The 17,631-nt window shown below is 35.4% G+C and carries 11 protein-coding genes; 3 read left to right on the top strand and 8 right to left on the bottom strand.

Annotation, left to right across the window (positions count from 1 at the left end; all coding sequences use genetic code 11):
- Positions 1–22: 22 nt before the first annotated feature.
- The 6 genes from NLJ00_RS11070 to NLJ00_RS11045 form a co-directional block, all read right to left on the bottom strand.
- Positions 23–1,048, bottom strand: a complete 1,026-nt coding sequence (locus NLJ00_RS11070; RefSeq protein ID WP_256637210.1) for an isoaspartyl peptidase/L-asparaginase family protein — start codon at positions 1,046–1,048, stop codon at positions 23–25.
- Between the two features lie 171 nt (positions 1,049–1,219).
- Positions 1,220–2,299 (bottom strand): putative glycoside hydrolase, encoded by a 1,080-nt coding sequence (locus tag NLJ00_RS11065; RefSeq protein WP_256637209.1) that lies wholly within the window; start codon positions 2,297–2,299, stop codon positions 1,220–1,222.
- Positions 2,300–2,313: 14 nt separating this feature from the next.
- Entirely contained in the window at positions 2,314–3,384 is a 1,071-nt protein-coding gene (locus tag NLJ00_RS11060) for a carbohydrate-binding family 9-like protein (protein ID WP_256637208.1), read from the bottom strand.
- A gap of 7 nt (positions 3,385–3,391) precedes the next feature.
- On the bottom strand, positions 3,392–4,357 hold the full coding sequence (locus NLJ00_RS11055) for a glycoside hydrolase family 130 protein (protein ID WP_180859492.1): 966 nt from the start codon (positions 4,355–4,357) through the stop codon (positions 3,392–3,394).
- A 318-nt stretch (positions 4,358–4,675) separates the two neighbouring features.
- Positions 4,676–6,553, bottom strand: coding sequence for a sodium:solute symporter family protein (locus NLJ00_RS11050; RefSeq protein ID WP_256637207.1), 1,878 nt, complete (start codon positions 6,551–6,553; stop codon positions 4,676–4,678).
- 38 nt (positions 6,554–6,591) lie between these two features.
- Positions 6,592–8,835 (bottom strand): GH92 family glycosyl hydrolase, encoded by a 2,244-nt coding sequence (locus tag NLJ00_RS11045; protein WP_256637206.1) that lies wholly within the window; start codon positions 8,833–8,835, stop codon positions 6,592–6,594.
- Positions 8,836–8,956: 121 nt separating this feature from the next.
- Between NLJ00_RS11045 and NLJ00_RS11040 the strand changes: the two genes are divergently transcribed.
- Positions 8,957–10,015, top strand: a complete 1,059-nt coding sequence (locus NLJ00_RS11040) for a sensor histidine kinase (RefSeq protein ID WP_256637205.1) — start codon at positions 8,957–8,959, stop codon at positions 10,013–10,015.
- A gap of 68 nt (positions 10,016–10,083) precedes the next feature.
- Entirely contained in the window at positions 10,084–10,797 is a 714-nt protein-coding gene (locus tag NLJ00_RS11035) for a LytR/AlgR family response regulator transcription factor (protein ID WP_073486976.1), read from the top strand.
- Positions 10,798–11,368: 571 nt separating this feature from the next.
- Here the strand turns inward: NLJ00_RS11035 and nagB are convergent.
- Both nagB and NLJ00_RS11025 read right to left on the bottom strand, forming a co-directional pair.
- Complete coding sequence (nagB, locus tag NLJ00_RS11030; protein ID WP_256637204.1) at positions 11,369–13,282, bottom strand: glucosamine-6-phosphate deaminase; 1,914 nt, start codon at positions 13,280–13,282, stop codon at positions 11,369–11,371.
- 140 nt (positions 13,283–13,422) lie between these two features.
- A complete protein-coding gene (locus NLJ00_RS11025) occupies positions 13,423–15,522 on the bottom strand; it encodes an alpha-L-fucosidase (protein WP_256637203.1) in 2,100 nt (699 codons plus the stop codon).
- Positions 15,523–16,389: 867 nt separating this feature from the next.
- Here NLJ00_RS11025 and hmpA point away from each other — a divergent pair.
- Entirely contained in the window at positions 16,390–17,577 is a 1,188-nt protein-coding gene (gene hmpA / locus NLJ00_RS11020) for an NO-inducible flavohemoprotein (RefSeq protein ID WP_256637472.1), read from the top strand.
- Positions 17,578–17,631: the final 54 nt, after the last annotated feature.

The following is a 17,631-nucleotide window of genomic DNA, read 5'->3' as shown; positions in this document are numbered from 1 at the left end:
TCCGTCGAAATGACAAACTGGTCTATTTATCCCACGACATTTTAAATTTCGCATCTTCCATTCTATGCCCTTTTTCATCATCAGAAACCGCATAATTAAAACCAGATCTTAAACTATAACCTGCATGTTCGCCGTTTTTATTTAAGGCAATAAAACCAACTTGCAGATATTCCATGTCTTTGTGGTTTTTGTGTTTGTTGTAAATACGCTCTGTGATTTCTTTACACGCATCATAAGGCGATTTTCCCTGACGCATTAATTCGACAACCATCGCACTTCCTGCGGTTCTAATTACGGCTTCGCCCAAACCGGTTGCCGCTGCAGCTCCTACTTCGTTATCCAGAAAAAGACCCGCGCCGATTATTGGGGAGTCACCGACGCGGCCATGCATCTTCCAGGCAGCACCACTGGTGGTACACCCTCCCGAAAGATTTCCGTCTTGATCTAACATTAGCATGCTTATGGTATCGTGATTTTCTATATTAATAACTGGTTTGTATTTTGAATCTTCCAGCCATTTTTTCCAGTCTTTTTCAGATTCCGGAGTTAGTAAATTTTCTTCTTTAAATCCTTCTGATAATGCAAACTGCAATGCGCCTTGTCCTGCCAGCATTACGTGAGGCGTATTTTGTAATACTCTTTTTGCTACAGAAATAGGATGCATAATTCCCTGTAAAAAACAAACCGAACCGCAATTGCTGTTATGGTCCATAATACAGGCATCCAGCGTTACTTTTCCTTCGCGATCCGGATATCCTCCGTAACCTACGCTACGTACATTTGGATCTGCTTCTGGAATTTTCATTCCGGCTTCAATAGCATCTAAAGCTGGTTTTCCGGCTTTTAATTGTTCCCAGGTTTCTTTATTAGCAGGTAAACCATGATTCCAGGTTGAAATAACAACTGGCTTTTTTACTTTTTTTGAAGGAAATTCTAATGCGCCTTCTTTTTCATTTTCTTTCTCTTTTGCAAATCCGCTAAAGCCTACAGAACTCAAGGCTGCTGCGCCTAAAGCTGCTTTTTTGATAAAGTCTCTTCTATTTGACATGCTTTTTTACTTTTAGTTTTATTTAAACACATAGGAACATAGCTTTTAGAACCGAATAAAAGGCGTTTCACTTGCATTAACAAACATAGCTTTATCGCCTGAACTTTGTCAAAGTTTTAAACTTTGATAAAGTTGAATTATCTACATTATGTTTCTATGTGTTTAAAAATATTACTTTAAACTTGCTTTTGTTTCTTTGATTGTCTTTAAATTACTTTCAGACAATGCATTTCCGTCGAAAAATGAAACCCCAACTGCTCCATTTTCTTTTGCTTCTAAAATAGCTTGTTTTAGCTCTTTATCATTTTTCAATCCCGGAATATAAATTCCTGTATTGATTTTCGTTTTCTTATCTTCTAAATCGGCAACACCTTGTTTAGTGGCATAACCAACCCAGTCAATTTCTTCATTGTAAAAACTGTGGTAAATCATTGGATATACTTCGTCGATATTCCATTTGTCCCAACGCTGACGCACCATATGGTCTGCCATTTCTGGATAAGGAAATACGGCTGCCGTTAATTGTTTGTTGTGTTTGTGTGCAATTTTATACGCATCACCAACAACGGCTTTTATGGCATTTAAACGGAAGTTTTTCCACTCCATATCGATCGAAGTGTTGTGACTTTCTTTTGGGTTTTTATGGTGGATTTTTTCAAATGCTTTTACACATTCATCACAATAACAAAAATCGAATTGAGGTAATTCTACATCCTGAACCAAGTTGTATTTTGGCAATAAGCTGATTGGTAAAAAGATGTCCGGGAAACGAATATAATCTAAGTGAACACTTTCGATTCCTTCAACTTTTGCCAGTTCTTCAACTAAATGTAAAACATGTTCTCTGGATTCTTTTCTGGTTGGGCAAAGCCATTGGTAATAATCCACATACGGACGATTATCAAAACAAGATTTTCCTTCTTTACTTACCTGATACCAATCTGGATGTTGTAACGCAACTGAATCATTTGGACGGTTCATCGCCATAATCCAGGCGTGAACTTTTAGGCCTTCTTTTGTGGCAAGTGGCACTAATCTTTTTAAAAGTTTTGGGTCTGTTGTCGTATTGATTAATACTTCGTCGATTCCGCCGTCTTTGTATTTTTTGAATTCTTTGGTATAATCTGCGTCTGATTTTTTCGCATCTGCGGTTGTCCAGACTGCAAATTTAAATGAGGTGGTTTCTTCTTTTTTGGCACACGAAAAAATGCTGAATGCCAGTAAAAAAAGTAATAGTTTTGGTAGTTTCATAGTGGTTTTGTGGTTTATTTTGCTATTATTTTCCCGTCCTCTTTTATCACAAATGTTTGATTCGAAAAAGGACTTTTTACTGAAATATTATATCCGCTGGAATGATTTTCTAAGATAGGTTTTAAAATTTTATTATCAACACTGATGTTTTCTTTTGTGAGATTCGTCAGTGATTTTGCCCAAATTTTATTCTTTTGAAAATATTCTTTTTGGGCTCTGTATAAATTGTAAAGCTCCCATTTTACTTTTTCGTCCTGCGGAATTGTAAAGGTATCTTTTCCTTCTTTTGAAGAAAAATAAACATAGCCCCATTTTTCAGGTTCGTGCATATTGATGACACCCATTGGCGACCAAACCCAATTGTATTCTGGCAGAAATTTTCCGTCGGCATCTTTTTTGCGTTCGTATTTACCATCGACAATTGAATGCTGCCAGTTTACTCTTGAGAAATTGACTCTCCAGAATTTATCTACGGGTACGTTTTGATCAAAATAAGAGGTTTTGTAAGATGCCCACGGAATCGCCATTTCTAAAGTCCAGCCCTGATCAGTATCGTTTGGATTATTAAGCGTTCCCTGAACTTTAACTGCCGATTTTAAACCCGGAATATTCCAGTCGTTTAAAACTACAAGATCATTTTCTCTATAAGGTTTTGATAAAAATAGATCCCAAGCAGTGTTCAAGGCGTTTATTTCTAATTCGTAATAGTTAAAAGTGTCGCTGTCGGGATCTATAAAAACTTCGAAGTCATTGTTGTAAAAAATAATGGTGTCACGCTGTTTTAAATTGGCCCAAACGTGCGGTTCCTCCATCTTTGCTAAAATATAAAAATTGGTTTCGTCCCAGAGCATTTTGACTTTTGTTGCATACTTGGGTTTAATGCCGTTTTCTATATCTTCAAAAAGATCTGTCCAATCTGCTTTGCTCCATGAAGTATCAGATTCATCTCCGTCAATTGTAATTGGACTTGCCGTTTTTGCCGCGACGTATGTTTTAGGAATAATGGTATTTTTCTTCGATTGAGAAAAACCCACAACCGAAAAAGAAACTAAAACAACTGTTAACCATTGAAATTTTAAACGCATGCTTTTTCTATAAACTGTTATCTTTTGTAAACTGAATTACTTCACTTAATTTACCAAATGCAATGGCTACGGCAGTATCGGCAGCACCATAATAAACGGCTAATTTATCTTCTTCTGTATCGTGTAAAGCGGCACATGGGAAAACAACATTTGGCACATCTCCAACCATTTCATAAATCTCTGCCGGACCTAATAAATAAGGCTGTGTTCTGTATTTTACTTTGTCTGGTGAATCAACATCTAAAAGTGCTGAACCCATTGCATAACGGAAACCGTTGCAGGTATTGATAACGCCGTGATAGATCATCAGCCAGCCTTCGTTTGTTAAAATAGGAATTGGCCCTGCTCCTACTTTTGTACATTGCCATGCGCTGTCTTCAAACGGAGTTGGTTTCATTACTAATCTATGTTCTCCCCAATATTTCATATCCGGGCTGTAGCTGATCCAGATATCTCCAAATGGCGTATGTCCGTTATCACTTGGACGGCTTAACATGGCGTATTTTCCGTTTATTTTTTGAGGGAATAAAACACCATTTCTGTTGAATGGTAAAAAGGCATTTTCGCATTGAAAAAACTCTTTAAAGTCAAAAGTATATCCAATTCCAATAGTTGGTCCGTTGTAACCATTACACCATGTAATCCAATAACGATCTTCAATGAAAACCACACGCGGATCATATTTATAAGCAGATTCGATCATATCTGTATTACCAGACTGCATTACAATTGGTTCGTGGTTAATGTCCCAATCGATTCCGTTTTTACTAAAGCCGGCAAAAATATTCATTTGAACCGCTTTGTTATCACATCTGAAAACTCCCGCATAACCATCTCCAAAAGGAACTACAGCACTATTAAAAATACTGTTTGATGATGGTATTGCATATCTGTCGATAATTGGATTTTCAGAATATCTCCACATTACATCGTTACTGTTTTCGGGTCTGTCTTGCCAAGGAATACTGCTCATTTTTTTTGTTTTTTTATTGTTTTGTTTTTTTATTCTCTCACTTTTGTCATTTGTTTAAACACATAGAAACATAGTTTTTGAAAACCGCTTAAAGGCGTTTCACTTGCATCAACAAACATAGCTATGTGTTAGAAACTAGTTTCTTTTGTATTCTTTTTTATACACACTTAAACCTATGTTTCTATGTGTTTAATTTTTTTTCAGTTTTGTCATTTCGACGAAGGAGAAATCTCCGTAAGAAGCTCCTTCTCGTTAGTCGCCAATCTTTGTAGAGTTTCTCGTGGAGATTTCTCCTTCGTCGAAATGACAAATTGCTGTTTAATCTTCAATTTTTCTAACCTTATCCAACCACGTAAACTTCAATATCGTCGTCGTTACTAAAAACACAATCAAAGCCGTAATTGCTTTTGGATAATCTCTGATGATAAAAAATATCGGAAGCAAAATCATGCTCGACTGCCAAATAATTCCAATCGCACAATTCATCATATCTCTCCAAAAATCATTGTTTTTTTCGAAAGTAAAATCTTCTGACTTTAATACTTTATAAACCGGACCCCAGAATCCCCAAGGTCTTACGTTGGAATAGAATGATTTTAAAACTTCCATATCTGTTGGTTTGCTTAAGAACGTTCCTAAAACACATCCTAAAATTGAGAAACCAAATATTATTGGGAACAAGTAAATCGCTTGTACTTGTGCTAAATCGTATAAAAATGAGCCTTCGGTTAAACTTCCTTTGGCCTGACCTAAAGCAAATTGTAAAGAAGCTACAACTAATCCGGCGAACATTCCCCAGAAATAACCCCAGCCGTTAAAACGCCACCAAATCCATTTTAGGAAATTTGCTGCAACATAACCTCCGTATAAAGCACTTGTAATCCAAAGTGTTAAGGAATTGATCGAGTCTGCGAAGAATCCCATGAAAACTCCTAAACCAACTACAAGGAAAGAAGAAATCTGACTTACTTTAATATAATGCGCATTTGTCGCAACTGGTTTAAAGTATTTTTTATAAATATCATTTACAATATAGGCTGGCCCCGCATTTACGAAAGCTGAGAATCCCGACATAAAAGCAGCTAATAAACCTGCTAAAAGAATTCCTTTAATTCCAACCGGGATATATAAATTGACCACTTTTGGCATTAATAATTCTAAATCGGCTCCGGTTAAACCTGTGTTTGCATTTAATTCTGGTGCTAAATTTACCAATGCAATTACCACAATTCCAGTAATTAATAAATATCTTGGAATGAATAAAATTAAGTTCGTGAAACCACTCATATAAGCTGCTTCTTTTACAGATTTTGTAGAAAGAACACGTTGTAAATCGTAACTCGGTGTTGGTCCTGCGACACTTGCAAAGAAACCTTTGAATAACGTCATTCCTATAAAAGCACCAAACATTTTGTAACCTTCAGAATCAATTAAATTATTGAAGGTTTGGAATTTATCACTCCACTGGGTTTCAAACTGCCATCCGAAGAAAACATTTTTCCATTCTTCGGTAATAACTGAATTTATTTGAATATCAGTATAATTGACAAAAGCATATCCGGCAATTAAAACTCCGGCTACAATCATGATTAAATATTGTACAACCTCTGTTGCAACTACAGAAAACATTCCTCCTTTTACGGTATAAATTGTAGTTAAAAAGATGATAATTAAGGCATAAGAGCGCTCTGAAGTCAATAGAATTAAATCACCATAATGAAGCGTTAAATCCCACGGAAGAATAATGGTTACAAATTTTCCGATTCCTTCAAAGAAATAAGCGATAAAACCAATTGTTGAAATAATGGCAAAAATAGCCACAATAATATGCGATGCTTTTCCGGCTCTGTCGCTCCCAAAACGCGTTAAAATCCACTCAGAACCGGTCATTACTTTCGATCTTCTAATCCAGACTGCAAGGAACATCATTACGAAAATCTGGTTCCAAATTGGCCAAAGCCACATGAACATAAAACTTTTTACTCCATATAGAAAAAGTACCCCAATCATCCAGGAAGTTCCGGAAACATCAAACATTCCAGATCCGTTACTTAGACCTAAAAAATACCATTTGATTGTTTTTCCGCCAAGAAAATAATCATCCAATCCCTGTTTTGCTTTTCTTGAAATCCAAATTCCGATACTCACTGAGAGCAGAATGTAAGCTACGATTATCGATACGTCAATAATATCCATTAAATATATTTGTTAGTAGGTTAGTTACGTTTTTTGTTTTATTTTTTTGTTCCCCAGTTTTTATTTGGCTGAGGTCCCATTACAAAATGTAAAACCCCGCCTTTTAAAATCTGTTGATGTGTGATTGCTGTTTGATTGAATTCGACTCCGTTTAAAGTTGCCGACTGGATGTAAAAGTTTTTGTTTGAAACATTTTGAGCTTCAATTACAAACGTTTTTCCGCCTTCAAGATTGATGGTTGCTTTCTCGAAAATCGGACTTCCAATTTCGTATTCTCCCGAAGCCGGATTCATTGGGTATAATCCCATTGAACTGAAAACATACCAAGCCGACATTTGTCCGCAGTCTTCGTTACCGCTTAATCCGTTTGGTGTTGTATTGTATTGTGTATCTAAAATATGACGAACCCAATATTGCGTTCTCCAAGGCTGTCCTGCATGATTGAACATATACGCGATATGATGACTCGGTTCGTTTCCGTGTGCATATTGCCCAATTAATCCCGAAATATCTGCCGAAACATTGTTTCCTGTAATTTCTGAACTTTCGGTAAATAATTGTTCTAAACGTTTTGTAAAGGTTTCATTTCCACCGTGAATCGAAATTAAGTTATTGACATTTTGCGGTACAAACCAGCTGTGCTGCCAGGCATTCCCTTCTGTATAATCAGTATGTTCTCTGTGGTTAGAATGTTTCGGATCGAAAGGTTCGTTCCATGATTTTCCATCATCCGATTTTCCTCTCATGAATCCTGTTTTCGGATCAAATAAATATTGGTATGCCTGAGAACGTTTTAAGAAAAATTCGTAATCAGCATTTTTTCCTAAAGCTTTTGCCATTTGCGCTACGCACCAGTCGTCGTAAGCATATTCTAAAGTAATTGTAACCGATTCGTCTAATAAATTATAAGGGATATAACCGTATTTTTTGTAGAAGTTTAAACCGCGCTCGTCCTGCATCATGGTGGCTTTCATGGCTTCGAAAGCTTTTTCGGCATCAAAACCTTTTATACCTTTTAAATAGGCATCGACAATTACAGGAATCGAGTGATAACCTGTCATTGTGTTGGTTTCGTTGGCGTATAAAGTCCAAACCGGTAATATTTTTTTCGTATCGTAATACGCTAACATAGAGTTTACAATGTCTGAAGTTTTGTCTGGCGCCAATAAAGTCAATAAAGGATTTTCGGCTCTAAAAGTATCCCATAGTGATAAGGTCGAATATGCGGTATAATCTTTTGCTGTAACAATTTGATCATCCTCTTTTCTAAATTGACCGTTTTTATCACTATAGGTTACAGGGGCAACTTGTGCGTGATACATCGCAGTATAAAAAATCGTTTTTAACGAATCTACTGGTGTTTCAACTCTAATTTTGCTTAATGCGTTATTCCAAATCGAAGCAGCTTCTGATTTTGTATTGTAGAAATTTGCTTTTTCTGCGTCCAGATTATCTTTGGCATTAGCCACACTTACAGATGATAAGGCAACTTTTATAAATAGTTCCTCTGAGTTTTTCGGGTCAAAAAATAATTGTGCCGATGTATTTTCTGCATCTGCTTTTTTACCGGTAACAATCTGTTTATCAGCAGATAAAATTGACTCTGTAATAGGTTTCGAAAACCTGGCTACAAAAAATACTTTTTGATTTGCTGCCCAGCCTTTACTATATCGGTAACCGCTTATAGTATATTCGTCTTCAATTGTAATTCCGGTTTTTAAAGCTTTGTCCCAATTTATGGCAAATCCTAAATCGATAACTACAGATTGTTTATCGTTTTTGGTAAACGTATATTTATGATACGCTGTTCTTTGTGAAGAAGTTAATTCTACATTGATTTTAGGATCCTTAAGAAAAACTTGGTAAGAGCCCGGTGCTGCTTTTTCGTTAACATGACTGTAAAATGATTTATAAGGTAATTGATCGCGTGAAGTTGTTTTTAATGTTAAATCGACTTTTTTGTTGGTCGGCATAAATAAAATGTCGGCCAAATCGCCAATTCCTGTTCCGCTTAAGTGTAAATGACTAAAACCGGAAACGATAGAATCTGAATAATGATAGCCTGAACACCAGTCCCAGCTTGAGATTCCGTTATCTGGACTTACTTGCAACATCCCAAAAGGAACCGTAGCTCCAGGGTACGTATGGCCGTGTCCACCTGTTCCAATAAAAGGATCAACATGGTTAACAAAAATATTTTCCTGTTTATTATTTTTGTTTACATTTATTTTACAACTTGTAGCCAAAATTGCAAATAAAGCCGGCACGAGAATTTTCTTCATATAAAACAACCTTAATTTAACTTTAAATTTAAACAAACCGACTTTTTATTAAAACTTATTTAGACGGACAACACATAAACTTAGATAAACATCAAAAAAAGTCACAAAACATACTCATATTATGAATTTCAATTCTAACAAATTATACCGCGTACCTTTGTATTATCATGTGGTTTTTTGGCTGACTTATTTCTTATTTAATACTTTTCGATGGGGAAGTTATTTTAATGACTATCTATATTCGCTAAAAACCAATTTGCTGGGTTTTCCTATTCACATGACGTTGTGTTATTTGAATATTCTGGTTTTTATGCCGTATCTGGTTTACAGAAAAAAGTATGTGCTTTATGTTCTTGCCGTTTTGTCTGCCATCTTCCTTATGGTATTGGTAAAATTTAATCTTACCTATTTGTTAATCACACATAATGTATGGCCGGAAGGTCCGCAGACAATTGATAAACTGACACTTAATTATACCATTGATATGATGATGGGAGAATTATACGTAATCACATTTGTTACGGCAATCAAAATCACTTTGGACTTTTTAAAAGAGCAAAAAAGAGTAACTGATTTGGAGAAATCACAATTAGAAACCGAATTGCTTTTTTTGAAATCACAGATCTCTCCGCATTTTTTCTTCAATACTTTAAATAATATCTATTCTTTATCTGTAGAAAAATCGAATAAAACGCCAAAGATTGTTTTAAAACTTTCAGAATTAATGCGTTATATGCTTTATGATACAAGTGGTAAAAAGCAAAGTTTAGAAAACGAAATTTTATGTATTCAAAATTATCTGGATTTAGAAAGAATCAGAAACGATGAACGTCTGGAAGTGAACATGGAAGTTTCGGGAGATATTCACGATAAAGAGATTTCTCCGGTAATTTTATTGACTTTTGTTGAAAATGCCTTTAAGCACGGTGTAAACAAAAACACTGGAAAAGTAAGGATTAACATTGATTTTAAAGTAAAAGGGGATTTCCTGCATTTTACGATTTCAAATCCAACGCCAGAAATTACGCAGCATCAGGATAATTTTAACAAGTCAAGTGGTATAGGTATCGAAAATGTCAAAAAAAGACTGGAATTAGGATATAATAAAAATGACTATAAGCTTTCATTTAAAAATAAAAAGAATATTTTTGTCGTGAAGCTTGTGATTAAAGTAACCTAAATGCAGCTTTTTCTCGTATATAAGATTACCTGCTAAATTATTTCGCTCAAAAACATAAGATTATAGAAATGAAAATAAAATGTTTGATTATTGACGATGAGCCATTGGCAATCAATGTTATAAAAAACTATTTAGAGCCGATTGAGAATTTTGAGGTAATAGATACTTTTAGCAATCCAATTGAAGGCTTAAATTTTCTGAAAAATAATAGAGTTGATGTTATTTTTCTTGACATTAATATGCCTGTTCTTGACGGAATTAATTTTATAAAAAGTCTTGAAAATCCGCCATTATTAGTTATTACAAGTGCTTACAGTCAGTTTGCGATTGAAACTTACGAACTCGACGTTTTAGATTATCTGGTAAAACCAATCGAATTTCCGAGATTAATGAAAACGCTGAACAAAATCAGCAAAAGGCTTGAAAATAAAACCAATTCTCCACAAGAAAATACCACAGACAGCCCTTTTATTTTCGTAAAAATCGACAAAAAAAGAATGAAGAAGATTTTCTTCAACGAAATCTTAGTTATCGAAAGCCTAAAAGATTACTTAAAAATAAACACCTTAACTGGAAAATATATCATTCACAGCACTTTATCTGATTTTACAGATTTACTGCCGGAAAAAAACTTCCTGAGAATACATAGATCTTACACCATCGCAATCGACAAAATCGACGCCGTTGAAGGAAACAGTATTGAAATTGAAGGATTGAGATATGTGATTGGAAGATCGTATATTGATCATGTGAAACAGAGAATTTTGAATTCTTCGATATAGTATTTAATATTTAACCGCAAAGAGCGCAAAGGTTTACGCAAAGTTCGCAAAGATTTTTTTCTCATTTTTTGTCACCCTGAGCGAAGTCGAAGAGCACAAAGCTTTGCTAACTTTTTATATAACGAGACCTTTGTCAAAGTTTGAAACTTTGACAAAGGTCTTTTGCTTTAGTTGAGGTTTGTCTTTTCGAGGAACGAGAAATCGCACTAGAAACTCGATAACGATAATCGTCAATCTTTGTGGAGCTACTTACGAAGATTTCTCGTTCCTCGAAATGACAAGATTGTGTTTGATGTTTATTGAGGATATACTTTGTGGAGCTTCTTTGTGCCCTTCGACTTCGCTCAGGGTGACAAAAAATGACGAACAGCTTTGTGTCCTTCAGCTTCTTTTAATGATAAAGCTAAAAAAAAACTTTGCGAACTTTGCGTAAACCTTAGCGCTCTTTGCGGTAAAAAAATACGCAACGTATAAAAACAAAAAAAATGCAGCCAACCACGGCTGCATTTCAAAACTTGGTAACTAACCAAATAAACCACATGAAATAGTCTATTTTATTTTAAATATTTTCTTAGAAGAAATATCTCTTGAAAGCTTCAATTGCAGAATAATCTGCTAAACCTAAAGCGTGATATTTTTCTGCAGTTAATCTGTTTCTGTCTTCTGCCCTGATCCAGAATTCTCGACTGTCATCTCCCTGGAACATTACACCATCTTTTTGAGACTGGTGATAGAAAATTGCGTGACGTTTTTTTAACACCTGATCCGGACTCATTGGAACCGCCATTTCAATTTGGTACGTTTCCCATTCGTGCCAAGCACCTCGGTACAACCAAACCCAGCAGTCATCCATAAAACTTTTGTGTTTCAAACGTTTCAAAGCTTCAAATAAACTGTCCAGACAAACTTTGTGCGTTCCGTGCGGATCTGCTAAATCCCCTGCTGCGTAAATTTGATGAGGTTTTATTCTTTCGATGATATCGCACATAATTTCGATATCTGCCTCACCAAGATTATTTTTCTTTACCGTTCCCGTTTCATAAAAAGGAAGATCAAGGAAGTTTACATTAGAATCCGGCAAACCTAAATACCTTGTTGCTGCCAGAGATTCACTTCTTCTAATCAAACCTTTCAATTTTCTAACTTCTAATGAATCGATATCATTACTTTTTTTGTTTTTCAAAAAGTCAATAATCTTCTCCGCTTCAGCAGAATCAGAATTTAACGCTTTTGTAATCTCAGCAAATTTTAAAGCTTCCTGATTTGAAACTGCAATATTTCCAGAAGTCTGGTATGCAATATGAACATCATGCCCCTGCTCTACCAATCGGTCAAAAGTTCCTCCCATTGAAATAACATCATCATCAGGATGCGGACTAAAAATGATAATTCTTTTTCTTTCCGGAGTCGCGCGTTCAGGTCTGTACGTATCATCGGCATTTGGTTTTCCGCCTGGCCAGCCCGTAATAGTCTGCTGCATTTTGTTGAACATTTTAATATTCAAATTGTATGCAGTTCCTTCTTCGCTTAAAACACTTGACATTCCGTTATCATTATAATCTTTGTCAGTCAACTTTAAGAAAGGTTTTTTGGTCAATTCGCTTAACCAAGCCACCGCTTTCAATTTCAATTCGTCTGTCCAGATTACAGATTTTACTAACCAAGGTGTTTTTACTCTCGTTAATTCTGATGAAGCTTCGGTATCTAAAACAAAAGTTGTGTTGTTGTGCTGTTGTAAATACGTCGCCGGAACTCTAGATGAAATTTCACCTTCGATTGTTTTCTTTATAATTTCTGCTTTGCTGATTCCCCATCCAAGAAGTACAATTCTTTTGGCATTTTTTACTGTACCAATTCCCATTGTAATTGCTTTTTTAGGCACATTATCAATTCCTAAAAATGATGATGCCGCATCAACACGCGTTAAGTGATCCAATGTAATGCTTCTGGTTCCTGAATTAACGTGAGAACCTGGCTCGTTGAACCCGATATGTCCCGTTCTTCCAATTCCTAAAAGCTGAAAATCCAATCCGCCGTAAGCTTTAATTTTCATTTCATAATCGATGCAATATTGCTGAAGGTCTTCATTGCTGATGCTTCCGTCAGGAATATTAATATTTTGAGGCAGAATATTAACATGATTAAAAAGATGCTCGTGCATGAAATACCAGTAACTCTGAATATCTTTTTTATCCATTGGATAATATTCATCCAAATTGAAAGTCACTACATTTTCAAAACTTAAACCTTCTTCTTTATGAAGACGAACTAATTCTTCGTATACTTTTATAGGTGAAGATCCAGTTGCCAAACCTAAAACACAAGGTTCGTTTAATTCTTCTTTTCTTTGAATTATATTGGCGATTTCCTGAGCAACTAAAATCGAAGCTTCTTTTGATGAATCGAAAATTACATTGTGTATTTTTTCAAAACGCGTTTCTTCGAACTTTCCAGCCTCTTTGAAATTTATACTTTCTTTAATCATTTGCCTGTTGTTGTAATTATTTAGTATAAAATTAAATATTACATAATGTAAATAATCAAAATTTCGACTAATAACCTGTAAGCTTCGCTAAAAAACAAAATTGGAAACTTTAAGCAAAAAGATTACAAATCAAAAAGGAATTATAATGTTTCGATCACGTTTATTTCTGCAATAGAAACTGTTGAACCCTTCCCTACCGCTGACTTGGCAACAAAACGAACATATCTGGCTTTAGCTTTTTTGAAAGTCTTAACCTGTTCGATAGGATTATGTTTAATATTCGAGAATTCACCTTCAGACTGCAATGTCCAGTTAAGATTATCAGCACTGGTGTAGAACTCGTAATTGGAAATTAAATTAAGATTGTTGCCCACTTGCTGCGGTACATACGTAAAGCCGTTTAAGTTTAAAAGACTTCCCATATCAATAATTATTTCCTGCGGAAGTTTATTAGCGTCACCTCCAAAACTCCAATCCGTATTTGGATTTCCATCGATAACCCGGTCAGCTGATTTTAAATCTCCGCTTGAAGCCGAAACTATTTTCCAGTTTTCTTTTGATGCACCATATTTTGCCGTTTTTACAGCACTGCTGATATTTTCTGCAGCATCAATACCAACAGCTTTTATAGTAACCGCTTTATTAACTCGAAATACTCCTTTATATAAAGCACTTTTTTTCGTTGGATTTTTTCCGTCAAGCGAATAATAAACTGGATTTCCATCTTCAGATTTTATCGTCACATCGCCATTTCTATCACGCTGAATTTCCGGCATACACACAAAAGTCGGCGCGTTGTAAGCCTGAATATTTGAAATAACAATATTTGCTTTTGAATCCGTAATATTGATTCTTAATGCTGATGCTTTTACTCTGTCGATTCTTAAAATTCTTTTGTAACCAATAGTTGTTTCGTTTGCAACGGCTTTCCAGTTTCCATCAACTTTTGCTTCAACATTAAAAGCTTTTACGCGTTGTCCAAGCGCAATATATTCCTGAAGTAAAATTCGGTTTATATCTGTAGGTTTATCAAACTCAAAAGTTATCGAAGCAGTTTTGACATTATCGTCTGTTGCCCAATAGGTGTTTTTATTTCCGTCAGAAACATTTTTTGCAGAAAATTCTAAACTATTTCCTCTAACATTATCAGCCGTAATTTTTGTTTGGGATAATAATTCGGTTTTAAAATCAGCTTTTATGGTTGCAACTAATTCTTTTAATCTTGCTTCATCATTTTCGTGAACTAAACCTCTTTTGTCAACCGGAAGATTCAATAATAAAGTCGCATTTCGCCCAACTGATTCGTAATAAATATCGACCATTTCATCCAGCGGACGCACTTTATCATCTTCAACCGAATGATAAAACCATCCCGGCCTGATTGAAACATCGGCTTCGCCCGGAACCCATTTTTCACCGTCTTCATGCCCCGACATAAATTCGGTATAATGTACTTTTCCTGCTAATTCATCTTTTTGGCGCAAAAGCGACCAATTTGTTTTTCCGGCACGTCCATCTTCATTTCCAATCCATCGTGCTTCAGAAGGACCAACTCCCCAAACCAAAGTTTTAGGTGCAGTTTGGTAAATTAATTTATAAGTTTCATCCCAATTATAATATTTAAGCGTATTGATTTTTCGGGTTTCGTTTGCACCGCCGTAATAGCCGTCACCGCCATTTGCACCGTCAAACCACATTTCAAAAACATCACCGTAATTGGTCAATAATTCCTTTAGCTGATTTCTGAAATACGTAACATATTCCGGTTTGCCGTAATCGGCGCGGTTTCTGTCCCAAGGCGAAAGATATAATCCTAATTTTAAATTGTATTCTTTACAGGCAGCCGCCAATTCTTTAACCAAATCACCTTTTCCGTTTTTCCACGGAGAATTTTTCACAGAGCGTTCTGTATAAGCTGACGGCCATAAACAAAATCCATCGTGATGTTTGGCAACCAAAATAATTCCTTTCATTCCGGCCGCTTTCACAATGCGCGCCCATTGACGAACATCTAAATTGGTAGGATTAAATAATTCCGGAGATTCATCGCCGTAACCCCATTCTTTATTGGTAAAAGTATTTAATGAAAAATGTACAAAAGCATAAAATTCCATTTCCTGCCAGTCGATTTGTTTTTGCGTAGGAAGCGGTCCAAAAGGTTTTGGAGCATTCGCTAATTCCTGACTTAAACCGCTGGAAATTAAACCAAAAAAACATATGGAAAGGAAAATATTTTTCATTGCTGATTTACTTAAAATAATCTGTAAACATAAATGTACTATAAATTGAAATTTCGCAATGCAGAATTTCGACCAACAACGGATTTGAATTGTTGATTGTTGATTATTAATTGTAAAAAAATAAAAATCAACACAAAGCATATTGTAGAGACGCACAGCAGTGCGTCTTATGCGCAAAGTGATATTCGTTGGGGTTACGTTGCGTAGACGCACTGCTGTGCGTCTCTACAGAATAAAATGTGAATATTTAATTCTCTAAAAAAATAAAAATCAACACAAAGCATATCGTAGAGACGCACAGCAGTGCGTCTTGCGCAACGTAACCACAATGTTTGATATTCGAGACGTAGACGCACTGCTGTGCGTCTCTACGGAATAAAATGAGAATATTCAATTCTTTACAAAGATGAATTGCCTCCAGCTTTAGCTGGAGGTTTAAAATATGAAAACATGAAAGGCTTTAGCCCAATATTAAAGTTTTGGCTAAAGCCCTTTTCTAATAACTTTTTTACCTCCAGCTAAAGCTGGAGGCAATTCAAAAAAAACAAAAATCAACACAACGTATATCGTAGAGACGCACAGCAGTGCGTCTTATGCGCAAAGTGATATTCGTTGTGTAGACGCACTGCTGTGCGTCTCTACGGAATAAAATGAGAATATATATTGTGTTAAAAAATAATTTTGTCTCAACTTGAAACTTGAAACCTGAAACAAAAAAACTTCTTCCATTATGATTTGAATCATAAAATGGAGCAATACTGTGGGATTAAATTTGCGAATATAAGTTCTAAGGCCTTTTATTTCTTAGAATTTCAATTTTAAATCCTAATCAAATTATTCAAAATGAATCCACAACAATAAGAGCTTATTAAAGCTACGGTTCCAATTTTACGAGCGAGCGGCGAAGACCTTACCAATTATTTTTATGCCAGAATGTTTAAGCATCATCCTGAATTGCGAAATATGTTTAATATGGGAAATCAGGCAAACGGAAGACAAAAATCGGCGCTGGCAAATGCCGTTTTGGCTTACGCCGAAAATATAGAAGATCCGTCAGTTTTAATTGGCATATTAAAAGGAATTGGAACCAAACACCGAAGCCTTAATATTCAGCCGGAACAATATAAAATCGTAGGAACACATCTTATCGCTTCTATTGGAGAAGTGGTTGGAGAAGCCGCAACACTGCCAATTCTTGAAGCATGGACGGTTGCCTTTTACGAACTTGCCGATATTATGATTAATCTTGAAAAAGGTTTATACGAAGAAAATATCGCAAAACCTGGAAGCTGGAATGGCTGGAGAAAATTCGTTATTAAAAAAATTGTTGAAGAATCAGCCGAAATTAAATCCTTCTATCTTTATCCAGAAGATGAAAAAGCAATTGCCGATTTCCATCCAGGACAGTTTATCAGCGTTCAGGTTTTTGTTCCTGAATTGAATCTTTTACAGCCAAGACAATATAGTTTATCAAGCACTTTTAATCCTGAATATTACAGAATTTCTGTAAAAAAAGAAAGCGGAATTGCGCCAAATCCAAACGGATGGGTTTCGAATACTATGCACTCAAAATCTGAAGGCGATGTTATTTCGATTTCTTCTCCTGCAGGATTGTTTCATTTAGAAAAAGATTCTGAAAATCCGTTAGTATTAATAAGCGGCGGAGTTGGGCTTACGCCGATGTTAAGCATGCTGGAAACAAATTTAAATTCAATTCAGAATAAAAAAACAATCTGGATTCACGGTTGCAGAAACGAATCTGTGCACGCGTTTAAAGATCAGATTTCAGCCTTAAAAGAAGAAGCAAATCACTTGGAAACGTTTACTTTTTATGATGCTGTAACACCGGAAAATGTAATTTCAAACGAAGTAATTCAGGGTCGTGTTGACCTTCATAAATGTAAAGATTCTATTTTATTAGAAGAAGCCCGATATTATATCTGCGGACCTGAAATGTTTATCAAAACACAATATGAAGCGCTTATTAATTTAAATGTAAGTCAGGAAAATATTTTCTACGAAGAATTTGGACCTCAGCTTATCAATTTGAATTAAGATGAACATTGTCCGGTTTTATAATAGGAAATTATTAATTCAAGTACTTCAAAA

This window comes from Flavobacterium panici (assembly GCF_024499525.1).
Classification (GTDB): Bacteria; Bacteroidota; Bacteroidia; order Flavobacteriales; family Flavobacteriaceae; genus Flavobacterium; species Flavobacterium panici.
Note: the sequence above shows the minus strand (reverse complement) of the source record. Positions and strands in the feature narration are given on the sequence as shown.

Coding starts and splice junctions, on each gene's coding strand:
- NLJ00_RS11060 (WP_256637208.1), bottom strand. CDS start 3,384: ATGCGTTTAAAATTTCAATGGTTAACAGTTGTTTTAGTTTCTTTTTCG.
- NLJ00_RS11025 (WP_256637203.1), bottom strand. CDS start 15,522: ATGAAAAATATTTTCCTTTCCATATGTTTTTTTGGTTTAATTTCCAGC.
- NLJ00_RS11070 (WP_256637210.1), bottom strand. CDS start 1,048: ATGTCAAATAGAAGAGACTTTATCAAAAAAGCAGCTTTAGGCGCAGCA.
- NLJ00_RS11050 (WP_256637207.1), bottom strand. CDS start 6,553: ATGGATATTATTGACGTATCGATAATCGTAGCTTACATTCTGCTCTCA.
- NLJ00_RS11065 (WP_256637209.1), bottom strand. CDS start 2,299: ATGAAACTACCAAAACTATTACTTTTTTTACTGGCATTCAGCATTTTT.
- NLJ00_RS11040 (WP_256637205.1), top strand. CDS start 8,957: ATGAATTTCAATTCTAACAAATTATACCGCGTACCTTTGTATTATCAT.
- nagB (WP_256637204.1), bottom strand. CDS start 13,282: ATGATTAAAGAAAGTATAAATTTCAAAGAGGCTGGAAAGTTCGAAGAA.
- NLJ00_RS11055 (WP_180859492.1), bottom strand. CDS start 4,357: ATGAGCAGTATTCCTTGGCAAGACAGACCCGAAAACAGTAACGATGTA.
- NLJ00_RS11045 (WP_256637206.1), bottom strand. CDS start 8,835: ATGAAGAAAATTCTCGTGCCGGCTTTATTTGCAATTTTGGCTACAAGT.
- NLJ00_RS11035 (WP_073486976.1), top strand. CDS start 10,084: ATGAAAATAAAATGTTTGATTATTGACGATGAGCCATTGGCAATCAAT.